Consider the following 15,561-nt stretch of genomic DNA (forward strand, 5'->3'; position numbering starts at 1 on the left):
AAGCGTGTATTGATTCGTCAGGATCTGAACGTGCCATTGGAAGATGGGCGCATCACCAGTGCGGTGCGTATTGATGCTTCTATCCCAACCATCAAAGCGGCTTTGGCTGCTGGTGCAAAAGTAATGGTGATGTCGCATCTCGGTCGTCCGGATGAAGGCGTTTACGACGAAGCTGCTTCGCTTGCTCCTGTTGCAAAATATTTGAGCGAAAAATTAGGTCGTCCGGTTCCACTCGTTAAAGATTGGGTTGATGGTTTTGCTGACCAAGGCGATTTGGTGTTGTTGGAAAACGTGCGCTTCAATGTAGGCGAAGGCAAAAACGCTGACGACCTGTCCAAAAAAATGGCAGCACTGTGCGATGTGTTTGTAATGGACGCATTCGGCACCGCGCACCGCGCGCAAGCATCAACTCACGGTGTGGCGAAATTTGCTCCTGTTGCCGTTGCGGGTCCATTGCTTTCTGCGGAGTTGGAAGCGCTGGCTAAAGTGCTCGACAATCCTGCTCGTCCGCTTGTTGCAATTGTTGGCGGTTCAAAAGTATCGACCAAGTTGAGCGTGTTGGATGCATTGTCGAAAATCGCTGACATTCTGGTTGTTGGCGGTGGTATCTCCAATACTTTCGTTGCTGCTGCAGGCAATGAAGTTGGCAACTCACTGTACGAAAAAGATTTGATTCCGGAGGCACAGCGTTTGTGCAAAACCACAGAAGTGGTTTTCGCAACGGATGTGCGCGTAACTAAAGAAGGTTTCAAATCCTGGAATCACAACTCAGTGGCAACCGTTAAAAAGCCAAGCGAAATTGCAGCTGACGAAGAAATTATTGACTACGGTCCTGAGACTGCAGCGCGCGTTGCCGAGATCATCAAGAACGCTAAAACTGTGCTGTGGAATGGTCCGTGCGGCGTATTTGAGTTTGATGCGTTTGCACAAGGTACTGAAACTATTTCGCGCGCGATTGCTGATAGTGAAGCTTTCTCGGTTGCGGGCGGTGGTGATACTTTGGCGGCAATCGACAAGTGGAACCTTGCCGACAAAATCTCCTACGTTTCTACCGGTGGTGGTGCATTCCTCGAATTCGTGGAAGGTAAAGTATTGCCTGCAGTCGCGATTCTGGAAGAGCGCGCCAAGGGTTAATTATCCCGCCGCTCGTAGCGCAAATAAAAATGCCGGTATTGAAAAATACCGGCATTTTTTTATCACAGAAAATATTGATCCATTAATCGCGTTTGCTGGCGGTTTGGAATAAACGTTGTTTATCGCGTGCCCAGTCGCGTTCTTTTTCAGTTTCGCGTTTGTCGTGCAGTTGTTTACCTTTGGCGATGGCGATTTCCAGTTTGATTAAATGGTCTTTCCAGTAGAGCGCCGTCGGTACAACGGTGTAGCCTTTTTGATTTACCGCTTCCTGCAAACGATTAATTTCGCGGCGATTAAGCAGCAATTTGCGGTTGCGGAACGGGTCGGTAACAAAGTGCGTCGACGCGCTGATCAAGGGTTGGATCTGCGCAGCTTGTAGCCAGGCTTCGTTATTTTTAAAGATCACATAGCAATCGGTGATATTGGCTTTGCCCGCACGCATGCTCTTAATTTCCCAGCCGAGGAAGGCAACGCCGGCTTCGAAGCGATCGTGCAATTCATAATCGAATTTGGCTTTCTTATTAAGGGCGATGGTGTTGCCCTGATTTTTTTGCGCTTTTTTGGCCATGAACTGGATGCTACTCAAGGTAAAGTCGAAAACGGGCGGGCATTATATCGACAAACTCGGCGCTATGTCTTGGTATAGGGCGACAGCGCGGGCTTATACCGGCGGGGCAATCTGGGTACAATTCGCATTTTGGTGCTGGTTTAATCGGCAAAACGTATTGTGTGGGGTGATGGCTGTGACACACCGGGTGGAACGATCGGCGCTGGTTAATTATTCGCAGCAGCAGATGTTTGAGTTGGTCAACGATATCGAGGCTTATCCCCAATTTATGGATGGCTGCGTTGGAGCAAAAATTTTAGCCCGTGGCGATAATTGGCTGGAGGCGCGGCTGGAATTGAGCAAGGCCGGTGTAAGCCAGAGCTTTGTCACCCGCAACCAGTTGCAGGCACCACACAGCATGATTATGAGTCTGGTCGACGGTCCGTTTAAATTCCTGCGCGGTGCCTGGCGTTTTACTGCGCTGGGTGAACATGCGTGCAAAGTGACCTTCGAGCTGGAGTTTGAATTGCAAAACCGTCTGCTGGGAATGGCGGTGGGCAAGTTGTTCGAAAGCGTCAGCAATAAACAAGTCGATGCACTTTGTGCGCGCGCCAAACAAGTCTACAAGTGATGGAGCGCCCCCATGGCCGATTTTGATCTCATCCCGGTAGAAGTGGCTTACGCACTGCCGCACAAACAAAAAATCATCGCACTGCTGGTCGAGCCGGGCACTACGGCGCTTGCAGCGGTCAAGCGTTCGAAAATCAATGAGCACTTTCCCGGGTTGGATATCAGCGCCGCCAAGATGGGCATTTTCGGCCAATCGCTGGGAGCCAAAGGTCTGGATGCGGCGGAAAAATATGTTCTGCATGCGGGTGACCGCGTGGAAATTTATCGCCCGCTGGCGTCTGATCCAAAAGAGGCGCGCCGCAAGCGTGCGGAAAAAGCAGATAGTAATAAACCGCTTAACGACTAATCTCCCCTCCCTATTCTTCTCTCTTGTTGCCGCACTCGTGTGTGCTGCGCGGCTTTGGCCTGCTCGCCTAAAAATTTGCACTACACTGGGGTAATACTCCGTCATTTAATTCTGGCTGGCGGGAGCGATAACAACAGCCCGAGACACTTCATGTCGCTGAATTACAAACGTCTGTACCGCTGGTTGCCCTGGGTTTCTGCCTTGGGTCTGGCCGTGGTATTTCTTCTTTTTATGTATGCCGACTTGCAGGTGCACCAACAGGTGTGGAAGGAGCGGCTGGCGTGGAATAGCCAAACCCAGGAGGAATATCTTGAGGCAACCGGGCGCGATCTGACCCAGCAGGCGATGCTGCTCGCGCAATTGGTGGCGCGCGACCGTGCAGTCACTGATAGTTTGCGCGCCGCGCACAAAGTGTACGTGGCAGAGAACAACGCGAATAGTGTCGAAGAGTTGCGTGCGGCGCGCCAAACTGTACAGCGCCAATTGCAGGATTATTGGAGCAGCATGTCCGAGTTGGGGGTGCATCAACTGAGCGTGTATTTCTCGCCCGGTGCGGTAAATTTCCTGCGCATGCATCGCCCGGATCGCTATGGCGATAGCTTGAGTGGCATACGTCCCCTGATCACCAATGCTTTCACCTCCGGGGTTCCGACTTGGGGGGTGGATGTCGCCCGCCAAGGCACCGGCTACCGTGCCGTACTGCCAGTGACGGCAAATGAAGACCAGACCGGCGGGGTGATCGCGGTGTTGGAAGTCGGCATGTCATCGCTACCGCAAAAAAGCTCCGCCAATCCAATCCAGATGGCAGTGTTTATGCGCAAGAGCGCCGTTGAGCAAGTGCTCTGGGAGCAGACGCGTCAGGAGCTGAATCACCGCAATCCCACCACTGTTGATGATTGGCGGTTGGAGGAAACTACGGACCCGCAATTAAATGGTTGGTGGAGCCGTGGAATAGTCCCGATCAACCAGCAGGGGCAGTTGCTGCAAAGTAATGATAAAACCTACGTTGTTTCCTGGTTACCGCTGCCACAAATTGGTACAGCGCCGGAGCAAGGTGGGCTTGCCGCATTGGTCTGGAGCGATATCACCCCCGCCTACGACACCTACGTCTCCATCTGCCGTAAAGTTATTGCTAAATGGGTGACTGCCCTGATTTGCGCGCAGTTGCTGTTGATTTTATTTATCCGCCTGAATCGCCAATATTTGCAAGCGCTGGTCATGCAGCACGGCGAGCAGCTGCGCGAAGAGCATGCGGTCAGTGAGCAAGCGCGCCAGCGTCTGGCCTTGGCGCTGCGCTCAAGTGACTCGGGTTTTTGGGAGTGGGACATCGCCAATGATAAAGCGGCATTCTCACCCGAGTGGCGCCAGCTGGTTGGTATTGGCCCTGAGTCCACCAGCTCTCTCGATCTGGATGAGTGGATGAGCCGTGTTCATCCCGCTGATAAACGCATGAGCTACAGCGACATTATTCGCCATATCAAAGGCGAGACGGTGATGTATGAAAATGAGTATCGGCTCAAGGTGCACGACGGTAGTTATAAATGGATTCTCACGCGCGGCAAAGTGGTCGAGTGGAGCGCGAATGGCAAAGCGGCGTTAATGGTGGGTGTTTACACCGATATTACCGAGCGCAAAAATACCGAGCTGATTAGTATTCGCCAGCAAGCGGCGCTGCACTCACTCAATGAAATTGCATCGCTCTCTTCGGTTGATCCCGATGAGCAATTGCGCCGCGCATTAAATTTGGGCGCGCGTTATCTCGGATTAAGCAATGGGATCATCAGCCAGATCAATGGCGATGAATATCGGGTTAACGCGCAATTCTCCGCCCAAGGCGAGCGCAGCGCGCCTGCGCAGACATCGCTTGCCAAAACCTATTGCAGCCTGACGTTGGCGCAGCAAGAAGTGGTGGCAGAAGACGATATTCCGGCGAGTGGATATCGCCAGCACCCAGCCTATTTGCTGACACAAGTTGAATCATATATCGGTGTACCTTTGTGGATCGATGGAAAAATTTACGGCACCTTGTGTTTCGCTTCGCGTAAAACCCGCCATCACCAATACGATTCACTTGATAAAGATTTTGTGCGTTTGCTTGCACGCTGGATCAGCTCGGTCGTTGAGCGTTTGCAGCAAGATGCCGAGAAAAAAGTGATCCTGCAGCGCTTCCAAAAATTGAGCGAACGTTTGCCCGGATTTTTATATCAATTCCAATTGCGCCCCGACGGCAGTTCGTTTTTCCCCTACGCCAGCACCGGCATCAAAAATATTTACGATGTTAACCCGGAAGATGTCGCCACCTCCGCAAACGATGTGTTCAGTGTTCTTCATCCGGATGATGCGGGCTGGGTAGGCGAAACGGTTTCTTATTCTGCTGCGCATCTTACGCCTTGGGTAGCGACAGTGCGGGTGAATCATCCGCACCGTGGATTGATCTGGACGCATGTTCAATCCGTTCCCGAAAAACTCGAAGACGGCAGTGTGCTGTGGAACGGTTATGTTTCAGATATCACGCCCCTCAAACAAGCCGAACTGCAATTGATGGAAACCAACTCGCTGCGCGAAGCAATTCTTGATGCGGCCAGTGTGGCGATTATTTCTACCGATGAGCATGGAACGATCAAAACCTTTAATCACGGTGCGGAATTAATGTTGGGTTATTCCGCCAGCGAAGTGATTGATAACGACCAGATAAATCCCGGTCATTTTCACGTGCATCACGAAGTTGAAGAGCGTGCGCGTAAACTCACACGCGAATTCGGTTATGAAATCAAACCCGGGTTTGAAACTTTTATTTCCAAGGCGCGCGAGGGTGTTGATGATGAACAAGAGTGGACATTTATTCGCAAAGACGGACGAGAATTTCCCGTATTGCTCACCATCTCCCCTTTGCGCGATCACGAAGGCGCAGTGACTGGTTATTTGGGTATCGCACGTGATATCAGTGAAATAAAACGCATTGATAAAATGAAAACCGAATTTATTTCTACCGTCAGTCACGAATTAAGAACACCTTTAACCGCAATCAGCGGAGCGCTCGGTATTCTGGCCAATGGCCTCGCCGGTAATTTGCCGGATCAGGCGACACGCATGATTCAAATCGCGCATAACAATTCCCAGCGTTTAATCCATTTGGTCAATGATTTGCTTGATATGGAAAAGCTGGTGGCCGGAAAAATGCATTTCGATTTCCAGTGGCATATGTTGTTGCCGTTACTCCAGCAGAGCATTGAATCCAACGCTGCGTTCGCGCAACAGTATGGCGTCACCTATGTATTGAAATCAGATGCCTATGAATCAGGATTGGAAAATTACGATGTAAAAGTATCGGTAGATCATCAGCGTCTGTTACAGGTTATGGCGAATTACTTATCCAATGCCGCGAAATTTTCGCCGCTGAATGATGTCGTTACTATTAGTGTGGAGCAGCATTTCGGGATTGTGCGTGTCGCGGTAAAAGACAATGGTCCGGGTATTCCTGATAATTTCCGTGCGCGCTTATTCCAGAAATTCTGTCAGGCTGATTCATCGGATACACGGCAAAAAGGCGGAACTGGTCTGGGCTTGGCTATCTGCAAAGAAATTATTGAGCGCATGGGCGGAAAAGTGGGTGTGGATTCCGTTGTCGGGCAAGGCGCCAGTTTTTATTTTGATTTGCCCTGCGAAGACAATACCCAGAGAAGTCCATCCACTCGTCTTGAACCAACCAAATCAAAACCACATCTTTTGATTGTGGAGGATGATGCCGATGTGGCCGCCGTATTGACGGAGGCATTGGTAGCGCAAAATTATGACGTGGATTGCGCTACTACCGGCCAGTCCGCACTCGAACATTTGCAGTTGCGTGATTACGATCTTATTACGCTGGATTTGAATCTGCCGGACATGAATGGCATGGCGATACTGGAGCAAATTCGCGAGCAGGAATCCTACGTTGCGACGGGCGAAAAAATATTGCCGATTATTATTATCACCGGCACGGTAGATGAAGGCAGAAAAAGTTTGCCATCCATGGTGTCGCGCGAGGGCGTTTACTGGCTGCAAAAACCATTAGTGAACGGTCAACTTGAAAACACTATCACACAAGCATTGGCGAATCTGAAGAAGGATGCAAGAGGAGATGCATAATGAAAGCGGCATTGCCGGTCAATGAAAGCGAACGTTTAGCCTATCTGCATCGGCTGGATATCCTCGATACCCGGCGCGAACAAAGTTTTGATGATATTGCACAACTGGCGATGACCTTGTGTGGTGTTCCTATCGCCGTTGTTTCACTGGTAGATCGCGAGCGCCAATGGTTTAAAAGTTGTTTGGGATTGGATGCGGAGGAAACGCCGCGCGATGTTGCTTTTTGTGCGCACGCGATACTTACCCCCGATGATTTATTAATTGTTGAAGATGCGCAGCTCGATCACCGCTTTGCTGATAATGCGCTGGTTGTGGGTGAACCACATATACGCTTCTACGCTGGCGCACCGCTAGTGACTAAAAACGGTTTGCCATTGGGTACACTCTGCGTTATTGATTATGTGCCACGGCAGTTGTCAGAAAAACAGCGCGCAATGTTGAAGCTGCTTGCTGGACAAGTGATGCAATTGTTGCAACTGCGCGAAACCAATCTCGCGTTAGCGCAAGAACGTGAAAGTCTGGACGATGTTTTAAAAGGCGCAAATCTTGGTACTTGGCGTTGGAACGTGCAAACCGGTGAAACTGTGTTTAACGAGCGTTGGGCCGAAATAGTGGGTTATACCTTGGCGGAGCTTGCACCTGTATCAGTAAAAACCTGGCTCACCTTAACGCATCCGGATGATTTGACTTTATCAAGTCAATTGCTTGAACAACATTTTCGCGGCGAATTGGAATTTTACGAACTTCAGTGCCGGATGAAACATAAAGCTGGTCACTGGGTGAATGTGCTCGCGCGTGGACGGGTAATCAGTTTTACGGCGGAAGGTAATCCGCTGTGGATGTCGGGAACACACAGTGATATTACCGAGTTACATAATTCACGTCGTCGCATTCAGGAAAATGAAGAGCGTTTACAAACCATGATCAGTAATTTTCCCGGCGCTGTCTATCGCTGTGAAAATAATGCACGTTGGACAATGCTCTACCTTAGTAATGCTGTGCAACAGTTGACTGGCTACCCGGCGGAGCAATTTATTGATGGCGCCGCGACCTTGAGCATGACTGATATTACTCATCCTGATGACGTTCCTGTTTTGTACGATCTTGTACAGGAAGCATTAAAAAATAAAAAACCTTTCCATACCATTTATCGCATATTACATGCTGATGGTTTATGGCGTTGGGTTGAGGAAGTGGGGCGCGGTGTTTATGGCGCGAACGGTGAAATAAAATATATCGATGGCTTTGTTTGGGATATTACCGTTGCAGAAGAAGCGCGCAATGTTATCCAGTTGAGTGAGCAAAAGTTATCGACACTTTATAATCAGGCGCCTGTCGCTATTATTTTAAATAGCATGGAAGATGGTCGTTTTATTGAATGCAATCCGGAATTTGTGCGCATGATTGGCTACACGCAGGAAGAAATCTTGCGCATTCGTTACTCTGATATTACACCCCAAGAATATACCGAATCAGATCAGGCAGAAGTTGAAAAATTGATCCGTCATGGCCGCTTTGGTCCCTACGAAAAACAATATATCCACAAAGAAGGTCATTTGATTCCCATACTGACTAATGGCGTATTGATTGAAAATGAAGAGGGCAAACAACAAATTTGGTCATTCATTCAGGATATGACTGAGCGCAAACGCATTGAACAAATGAAAAATGAATTTGTCTCAGCGGTCAGTCATGAATTGCGCACACCGTTGACCGCTATTTCAGGTTCACTTGGTTTGATCGTCAATGGCATGCTCGGCGAATTACCTGCCAACGTGAAAAATATGTTGGGCATTGCCCATAAAAATTCCCAGCGCTTGACCTTGCTGATCAATGACCTTCTGGATATGGAAAAATTGTTGGCCGGAAAAATGGCGTTTGATATGCGCGTGCAGCCGCTGCTGCCAATTATCGAAGCCTCTATTGAGGGCACCAAAGCTTACGCAGACACTTTCAATGTGAGTTTGGTCTTGTGTGATAATCCGGTGAATGTGTTGGTGAATATTGATGCGCAGCGTTTGCAGCAAGTCATGGCAAATTTTATTTCCAATGCGGTGAAATTTTCACCGACTGAAGGTAATGTAGAAATCTGTCTAAAATTGCGCGATCAACGTGTTGAAGTGGCGGTGATTGATCATGGTCCTGGTGTGAGCGAAGAGTTTCGTGCGCGAATTTTCCAGAAGTTTGCCCAAGCCGATTCTTCCGATTCCCGCCAGCGCGGCGGAACGGGTTTAGGTTTGTCGATCAGCAAAGCATTTGTTGAGCGCATGCATGGCGTTATCGGCTTTGAATCTGAGCCTGGTCATGGCGCGACTTTTTTTGCAATTTTTCCGGTCGCAGAAATTACCGAAGAAAATACGGCTGATATTTTGTCGACCCATTAACAATCAAGGAGAAACCTTATGGCACAAGAGTTGACGCGAATTTTGTACGTTGAAGATGATCCCGATATTCAGGCCATTGCGGTGATGGTGCTGGAAACAATTAACGGCTTTACACTGGAGGCATGCAGTTGCGGCGGCGACGCTTTGGAAAAAGCAGTGGCGTTTAATCCGGATTTGGTGTTGCTGGATGTAATGATGCCTGGAATGGATGGCCCGGAAACCTTAAAATGTCTGCGCAATTTTCCGGAGTTGGCAAATACCCCGGTAGTTTTTATGACTGCAAAAGTGCAGCCGCAAGAAGTGGAAGGTTATCTTAACCTGGGTGCGGTGGGCGTCATTGCAAAACCTTTTGATCCTATGACCCTTGCACAACAGTTGCGCGATATATGGGCGAAGCAGTAGATATTGTTTATCCATATGGATAAACAATATTGTCGCAGCAATAAGTGATGTTAAATATGAATGATGTGAGCCAACTTGCCGGTGTTGTGAGTGCAATCCGGCATCCTGGATTTAGTCTTCAGCTGGCCAATTATTTGAAACAACTTCTGCATTTTGACCATCTGCTGATTCTCGGCTGCCGCAAAGAAAAACACCCTATTTATTTGTTCGATTCAATTACTACCCATCGCGATTTTTTATTCCAACGCTATTTAACCGGTTCCTACATTGATGATCCTTTTTATCTGCGCGCACAAGATAGCGATGATCACGGTGTGTTGCGCTTACAGGATGTGATCACAGAACCCCACGAAATAAACCAATACACCGCCAGATTTATTACCAAAACCGGAATGCACGATGAGTTGTGTTTTTTCTCGCGCTTGGATGAAACCCGCTGGCTGTTAGTGTTTGTCGGTTGCAACGAAGAAAATCCGGCTCGCCACAGCGACAATTATCGCGAACTTTTGCGTTTACAACCCTTGCTGGATGCACTGCTTAAACAGCATTGGGGCGATCACAGCTTTGCATTATCAACTGCAACCGCCGATAAAACGGAATTACAGCACTTTCTTTCCGCTGCTATGTCGTCCTTTGGAGCTGAGTTGCTCAGTAAGCGCGAGCAAGAAATCACTTTGTTATTGATTCAGGGTTTTGACACCCAGGATATTGCGCAAGCTACGACTATCTCCGTTGGCACAGTTAAAAATCACCGCAAAAAAATCTACGCGAAGTTGCGTATCAATTCGTTGAGCGAATTATTTCAATCTTTCCTTACTCATCTGTTATCACATTAACCAGTACTTTCTGGTTGAACTATCCCTTTAGGGATATCCCACAGAAACCAACGGCTCGTTAAGCTGCTCGACAATTACATTGCAGAGCGGCACTAATGGAACTTTCTTTTTTTGATGAGCTTGATCAGCGTGGATTAATTGCGCAGTCGACTAACCCGGCGTTATTACGTGAATTTTTAGCACAGCCACAAACGGTTTACTGCGGCTTTGATCCAACCGCAGGTAGTTTGCATATTGGCCATTTGGTGCCGCTGTTAATGCTGAAACGATTTGCAGATGCTGGGCATAACTCAATTGCATTGATTGGTGGCGCTACCGGGATGATCGGCGACCCCAGTTTTAAAGCGGCCGAGCGCAGCTTGAATACAGCGGATACCGTTGTGCATTGGGCTAATCAATTGACTGAGCAAATTGCTCGCTTGATGACGCCGCATCTGGATCAGCCACTAACCCTCGTCAATAATGCGCACTGGATGGCTGGAATGAGTGCCATTGACTTTTTCCGCGATGTTGGCAAACACTTTTCTGTTAACAATATGATTCGGCGCGAGTCAGTTCGCCAGCGTTTGGAACGGCCTGATCAGGGAATTTCTTTCACCGAGTTCAGTTATGCACTGCTGCAGTCCTACGATTTTTGTATGTTGAATAAACAATTTGGCTGCAGGTTGCAAATTGGTGGCAATGACCAATGGGGCAATATTGTGAGCGGTATTGATTTAACCCGCAGGCTCAACAATGAAAAAGTTGAAGGGCTTACCTTGCCATTAATCAGCAAGGCTGACGGTACAAAATTCGGTAAAACAGAGAGCGGTACTGTATGGCTGGATGCTGAAAAAACCTCGCCCTATAGTTTCTACCAGTTTTGGTTAAATGTTGATGATAAAGATGTGTACCGCTTGTTGGGCTATTACAGCTTTTTATCGATGGCTGACATAAATGCAATCGAGCAACGAGATCTCAGCTCTAACAGCAAGCCAATTGCGCAGCAAATTTTAGCGGAACAGGTTACGCGCTTTGTTCATGGCGATGCGGGTCTTGAATCCGCACAACGAATTACCCGTGCGTTATTTTCAGGGGGCGTGGGTCAGTTGACACATGCGGAGTTTCAACAACTCGCGCTGGATGGGTTGCCGTGCATGATCGTGAATAAACAGCAAACACTGGCTGAGGTGTTGGTTGATTCTGCACTAGCAAAATCCTGTGGCAATGCGCGGGAGCTGTTGCGAGCTAATGCAATTCGTGTGAATGGCGAGATTTGCGCGGAGGGTGCGTTGGCCGAGCATTTTGCAATCTATGATCAATTCTGGATTTTGCAGCGCGGACAAAAACAGTTTTGTTTGTTGCAAGCGGTCGCTTAGGTGCTGGCAATTCCTGACCAGAGGGTATCGAGATTTTTAAAGCCCCAATCATCGGGCGATTCGCGTCCGATGATTTTTTCTTTACCTACCAATTTTGCCAAGTCCAAGGTTTCCTGGATGATGGGCATTTTGTTTTTTGCGGAAAAAAATACTTTTACCCTGGGGCTCAGTAATGAGCCTTCATTTTGTTCTACAACTACCGCGAGGCGTCCGCTTTCCAAGCGCACCAACGAGCCGGTAGGATAAATACCAACGGCTTTTACAAACGCCTGGAATATAGCTTCATCAAAATGCCCTTTGCTCCACTCCGCCATTTTGCGAATGGAATCCGCAGGTGACCAACCTTTTTTGTAGGGGCGATTGGAAGTGATTGCATCATAGACATCGCAGACCGCGCCCATTTTGGCAAACAGGCTGATGGTGTCGCCCTGTAAGCCGCGCGGATAACCGGTGCCGTCGACCTTCTCATGATGGTGCAGGCACACATCGAGTACCAGTGGGCTGACTTGATAGCTTTCAATTAAAATTTTCGCGCCGACTTCGGGATGGGATTTCACAATCGCAAATTCGGCGTCGGTGAGCTTGCCGGGTTTATTCAGTACGTTTAAGGGAATACCGACTTTGCCGATATCGTGCAGCAACCCCGCAAATCCGGCTTCGCGGATTATGTCTTCATCGAGATTTAATTGGCGTGCGAGCGCGATCATCAGTGCACAAACGGCGACTGAATGCATGTAGGTGTAATCATCGGCGGTTTTCAAACGCGCGAGGCTGATTAATGCATGTGGCTGGCGCATCACTGAGTTGGATATGTCGTCCACCAGCGCGCGGGCTTCTTCCACCTGTATGGCTTTGCCCATGCGCGCATCGCGGAACATTTCGATCACGGCTTCTTTAGTTTTGGCGCAGAGCCGGGCCGCAGTTTTGATTTCATCCTCAAGCGATATTTTTTCTTTCCCCTGGATTTTGTTGGCGCCGAGTAGAAGTGCTTCTGTCTCGCGTTCAACTTCCTCTTCTGATTTACCTTGGATGCCAGCGCTAATATCCGCGCCTTTGCTCACATCAATCCACAATTCTTTGATGCCACTGGTTTGGATTGCGTGCAGGTCTTTTTCATCGGTAAGCAGGAATTTGGTTTTCCAGAATGGGTGCTCCATCCATGAACCGCAAAATTCACAGATGTACATGCCGAGCTGTATGTCTTTTACCGCGATTCGTTTGAGCATGTATGACCAAAGTGCATGGGAGGGGAAGGTACTTTATCGTTCACCTTGCTGAGTATAGTCAGGGATTTTTAACTGGGATGAGGGAATTCCAATAAATTTTGCTGCACCGAAAAAGCACTGTTGAGATATGTTATGTGAGTGGCTAAACCGGAAATTCAGACCTATTATTCATCCATTTAGGGCGCGTGCGAGTTGTGACTGGCGCCACTGCGTGACAGACGTTATGCCAATAAAATTGCCCTATCGCAGATTAAATATCGGTTACCCATGGATAAAAATGCTGAAATAGCAAAAAAACTTCAGGCTTTGCGCGACGATTATGCGGCGCGCCTTCCTATTGAGATCGAGAGTTTGCGGGCGTTGGTCAATGATTTGTCCGACCCTGAATTGCAGCGCAACGCGCTCGATCAACTCAACCAGAAACTGCACAAACTGGCCGGCTCCGCCGGTAGTTTTGGTTTTCCCGAATTAGGTAAACAAGCTAAAAAACTGGAGCTGCAGGCGCAAACCTGGCTGACCACTAATCGTTTGGATATGGGGCTGTTACGCATATTTGCTGTTGCCGTCGCTGCGCTTGATGGGCAGGCACAGGGTGACAGTGCCAAAAAAGTCCCGGTGGTATCCCAGAGCGCCCCGCTTAAAACCAATACTCTGATTTATGTGCTTGAGGATGACCTCGATATCGCCGAGGAGGTCTGTATGACGCTGCGGCATTTCGGTCATCAGGTGGAGCATTTTTCCACCATCGCCGCTGCAGAGATCGAGGTGTTGCGGCGCCCGCCGGATTTTATGATCTGCGACATTATGTTTACCGAGGAAGGGCGCGAAACTCCGGAAGCGGTCGCCATTTTGCAGCAACATTTACCCGCCCCTATCCCGGTTATTTTTGTTTCTACCCGTACGGATTTCGATGCTTACCACGCGGCAGTGCGTGCCGGTGCGGTGGGTTATTTTGTGAAGCCGCTGGATATCATTCGGCTGGTCGATTGCTTTGAATATTATCTCGACCGCCATCGCAGTGCGCCTCATCGCGTGCTGATTATTGATGATGATTTGGCGTTGGCGGAGCACTACAAACTAGTGCTGAGTTCGGCTGATATTCGTGCCGAGGTGAGTAATAACCCGCGCGAAATTTTTGATGTGTTGCAGGATTTCCACCCCGAGCTGATTTTGCTCGATATCAATATGCCGGGTTGCAACGGAATTGAGCTGGCGCAGGTTATTCGTCTCAACCAGGATTGGCTGCGCATCCCGATTACTTATCTTTCCTCCGAGCAAGATGTAGAAAAGCGCGCGGTCGCCATGGGGCGAGCGGGCGATGATTTTCTCAGCAAACCGCTCAGCGACCGCGAACTGATTACGGCAGTTTCGGTGCGCGCCGCGCGCAGCCGTCAACTGAGCGATGCCTTGGATCGCGATAGTTTGACCGGTCTACTCAAACACTCGCGCATTAAAGAACAAGTGGATGCGGAGTTGAGCCGCGCTATACGCAGTGGCGAGAATTTAAGTGTGGTGATGCTGGATCTCGACCATTTCAAAAAAATCAACGATACCTACGGGCATCCGGCGGGGGACAAGGTAATCAAAGCGATTGCGCATCTGTTGCGCCAGCGCTTGCGTAAAACGGATGCGGTCGGGCGTTACGGTGGCGAGGAATTTGTTGCTGTTTTGCCGCGCTGTAGTCCGGAAGAGGCACAAGTGCTGATGGAAGATGTTCGCCATCGCTTTAGTGATATCACCTTCACCATTGATCAGCGGACTTTTAATGTGACGCTTAGTGCGGGGATTGCGGCTTATCGCCCGGGAGTTGAGCGCGCCGATCAATTGTTGCAAGAGGCGGATGCGGCGCTATACAGGGCAAAATCCGAGGGGCGCAACCGAATTGGTTTGATGATCAAGCAAAAATAAAAACGCCCGGATTATCCGGGCGTTTTTTTATCGGTAAAGCACGCTTATTACTCAAGCTCTTCCGGATCAGGCACTTTTGGTGGAGTGCTGTCTTCGGTTGGAACGGGTACATCGCGGTTCATATCTTCCAGATAGCGTTTCGATTTATCGCCACTCAGTGGTGCTTTACCAGGCAGGAAGTCACCTTCGGTTTTCACCAATTTGTCGTTTTCGAAATACACGCGGTACAAATATTGGGTAATTTCGCCCTGTGAGCCGCGTCTTACACTGTAAGGATAATCCCAGCGGTCATCATTAAAGGTATCTGGCAGCAAGGTATTACCGAGTACGAAACGCACTTGCCGCTTCGACATTCCCAGTTTTAATTGCTCCACCATCTCTTGCGTAATGATGTGACCCTGTTGGATACCGACCTTGTAAACACCGGGAAAACGGAAGCTGGAGCAAGCAGTGAGGCTGGTAAACAGCACAACGGCCAGGAGGACACGGCTGGCTAATTTCATACAAGGGCTTCCACTAACGAAAATGAACGCGGATAATACCCGAACCACAGGAACACTGAGAAGGGTTTGGGGGAAATAATGGCAGACGGTAACCACGAACTGCGCAAAGCGGGTCTTAAGTGACCTTGCCTCGTGTGAAAATTTTGCAAATGCTTGAGT

The 15,561-nt window shown here is 49.1% G+C and carries 12 protein-coding genes; 9 read left to right on the top strand and 3 right to left on the bottom strand.

Annotation, left to right across the window (positions count from 1 at the left end; all coding sequences use genetic code 11):
* On the top strand, window positions 1-1,134 hold a 1,134-nt coding region (locus AAGC78_RS20920; RefSeq protein ID WP_435786055.1), incomplete at its 5' end, for a phosphoglycerate kinase.
* Between the two features lie 82 nt (window positions 1,135-1,216).
* Here AAGC78_RS20920 and smpB read toward each other — a convergent pair.
* Window positions 1,217-1,702: an SsrA-binding protein SmpB gene (gene smpB, locus AAGC78_RS20925; protein ID WP_435786056.1), complete on the bottom strand. Its 486-nt coding sequence runs from the start codon at window positions 1,700-1,702 to the stop codon at window positions 1,217-1,219.
* 175 nt (window positions 1,703-1,877) lie between these two features.
* On the opposite strand from smpB, the gene AAGC78_RS20930 reads away from it, so the two are divergent.
* The 7 genes from AAGC78_RS20930 (at window position 1,878) to tyrS (ending at window position 11,765) form a co-directional block, all read left to right on the top strand.
* On the top strand, window positions 1,878-2,312 hold the full coding sequence (locus AAGC78_RS20930) for a type II toxin-antitoxin system RatA family toxin (protein WP_435786057.1): 435 nt from the start codon (window positions 1,878-1,880) through the stop codon (window positions 2,310-2,312).
* A gap of 12 nt (window positions 2,313-2,324) precedes the next feature.
* The gene (locus AAGC78_RS20935) at window positions 2,325-2,657 is read left to right on the top strand and encodes an RnfH family protein (protein ID WP_435786058.1); all 333 of its coding nucleotides are present in this window, start codon (window positions 2,325-2,327) and stop codon (window positions 2,655-2,657) included.
* Between the two features lie 150 nt (window positions 2,658-2,807).
* On the top strand, window positions 2,808-6,785 hold the full coding sequence (locus tag AAGC78_RS20940) for a PAS domain S-box protein (protein ID WP_435786059.1): 3,978 nt from the start codon (window positions 2,808-2,810) through the stop codon (window positions 6,783-6,785).
* Window positions 6,785-9,169, top strand: a complete 2,385-nt coding sequence (locus AAGC78_RS20945; RefSeq protein ID WP_435786060.1) for a PAS domain-containing protein — start codon at window positions 6,785-6,787, stop codon at window positions 9,167-9,169. Before AAGC78_RS20940 ends, AAGC78_RS20945 begins: the two co-directional genes overlap by 1 nt.
* An 18-nt stretch (window positions 9,170-9,187) precedes the next feature.
* Window positions 9,188-9,571 (top strand): response regulator, encoded by a 384-nt coding sequence (locus AAGC78_RS20950; RefSeq protein ID WP_435786061.1) that lies wholly within the window; start codon window positions 9,188-9,190, stop codon window positions 9,569-9,571.
* A gap of 47 nt (window positions 9,572-9,618) precedes the next feature.
* On the top strand, window positions 9,619-10,407 hold the full coding sequence (locus AAGC78_RS20955; protein WP_435786062.1) for a response regulator transcription factor: 789 nt from the start codon (window positions 9,619-9,621) through the stop codon (window positions 10,405-10,407).
* A 95-nt stretch (window positions 10,408-10,502) separates the two neighbouring features.
* Window positions 10,503-11,765: a tyrosine--tRNA ligase gene (gene tyrS / locus AAGC78_RS20960; protein ID WP_435786063.1), complete on the top strand. Its 1,263-nt coding sequence runs from the start codon at window positions 10,503-10,505 to the stop codon at window positions 11,763-11,765.
* Here the strand turns inward: tyrS and AAGC78_RS20965 are convergent.
* On the bottom strand, window positions 11,762-12,991 hold the full coding sequence (locus AAGC78_RS20965) for an HD-GYP domain-containing protein (RefSeq protein ID WP_435786064.1): 1,230 nt from the start codon (window positions 12,989-12,991) through the stop codon (window positions 11,762-11,764). The two genes, tyrS and AAGC78_RS20965, sit on opposite strands and share 4 nt — an antisense overlap.
* Before the next feature lie 267 nt (window positions 12,992-13,258).
* On the opposite strand from AAGC78_RS20965, the gene AAGC78_RS20970 reads away from it, so the two are divergent.
* On the top strand, window positions 13,259-14,899 hold the full coding sequence (locus AAGC78_RS20970; protein ID WP_435786065.1) for a diguanylate cyclase: 1,641 nt from the start codon (window positions 13,259-13,261) through the stop codon (window positions 14,897-14,899).
* 47 nt (window positions 14,900-14,946) lie between these two features.
* Here the strand turns inward: AAGC78_RS20970 and AAGC78_RS20975 are convergent, their stop codons facing one another.
* A complete protein-coding gene (locus AAGC78_RS20975; RefSeq protein ID WP_435786066.1) occupies window positions 14,947-15,402 on the bottom strand; it encodes an outer membrane protein assembly factor BamE in 456 nt (151 codons plus the stop codon).
* Window positions 15,403-15,561: the final 159 nt, after the last annotated feature.

Origin of the sequence: Cellvibrio sp., from assembly GCF_039207905.1 — a bacterium.
Taxonomy (GTDB): domain Bacteria; phylum Pseudomonadota; class Gammaproteobacteria; order Pseudomonadales; family Cellvibrionaceae; genus Cellvibrio.

Excerpts from the sequence above, each read along its gene's own strand:
- AAGC78_RS20965 (WP_435786064.1), bottom strand. The coding sequence starts at position 12,991 with ATGCTCAAACGAATCGCGGTAAAAGACATACAGCTCGGCATGTACATC.
- AAGC78_RS20955 (WP_435786062.1), top strand. The coding sequence starts at position 9,619 with ATGTTAAATATGAATGATGTGAGCCAACTTGCCGGTGTTGTGAGTGCA.
- AAGC78_RS20945 (WP_435786060.1), top strand. The coding sequence starts at position 6,785 with ATGAAAGCGGCATTGCCGGTCAATGAAAGCGAACGTTTAGCCTATCTG.
- smpB (WP_435786056.1), bottom strand. The coding sequence starts at position 1,702 with ATGGCCAAAAAAGCGCAAAAAAATCAGGGCAACACCATCGCCCTTAAT.
- AAGC78_RS20975 (WP_435786066.1), bottom strand. The coding sequence starts at position 15,402 with ATGAAATTAGCCAGCCGTGTCCTCCTGGCCGTTGTGCTGTTTACCAGC.
- AAGC78_RS20970 (WP_435786065.1), top strand. The coding sequence starts at position 13,259 with ATGGATAAAAATGCTGAAATAGCAAAAAAACTTCAGGCTTTGCGCGAC.
- AAGC78_RS20935 (WP_435786058.1), top strand. The coding sequence starts at position 2,325 with ATGGCCGATTTTGATCTCATCCCGGTAGAAGTGGCTTACGCACTGCCG.
- AAGC78_RS20950 (WP_435786061.1), top strand. The coding sequence starts at position 9,188 with ATGGCACAAGAGTTGACGCGAATTTTGTACGTTGAAGATGATCCCGAT.
- AAGC78_RS20940 (WP_435786059.1), top strand. The coding sequence starts at position 2,808 with ATGTCGCTGAATTACAAACGTCTGTACCGCTGGTTGCCCTGGGTTTCT.
- tyrS (WP_435786063.1), top strand. The coding sequence starts at position 10,503 with ATGGAACTTTCTTTTTTTGATGAGCTTGATCAGCGTGGATTAATTGCG.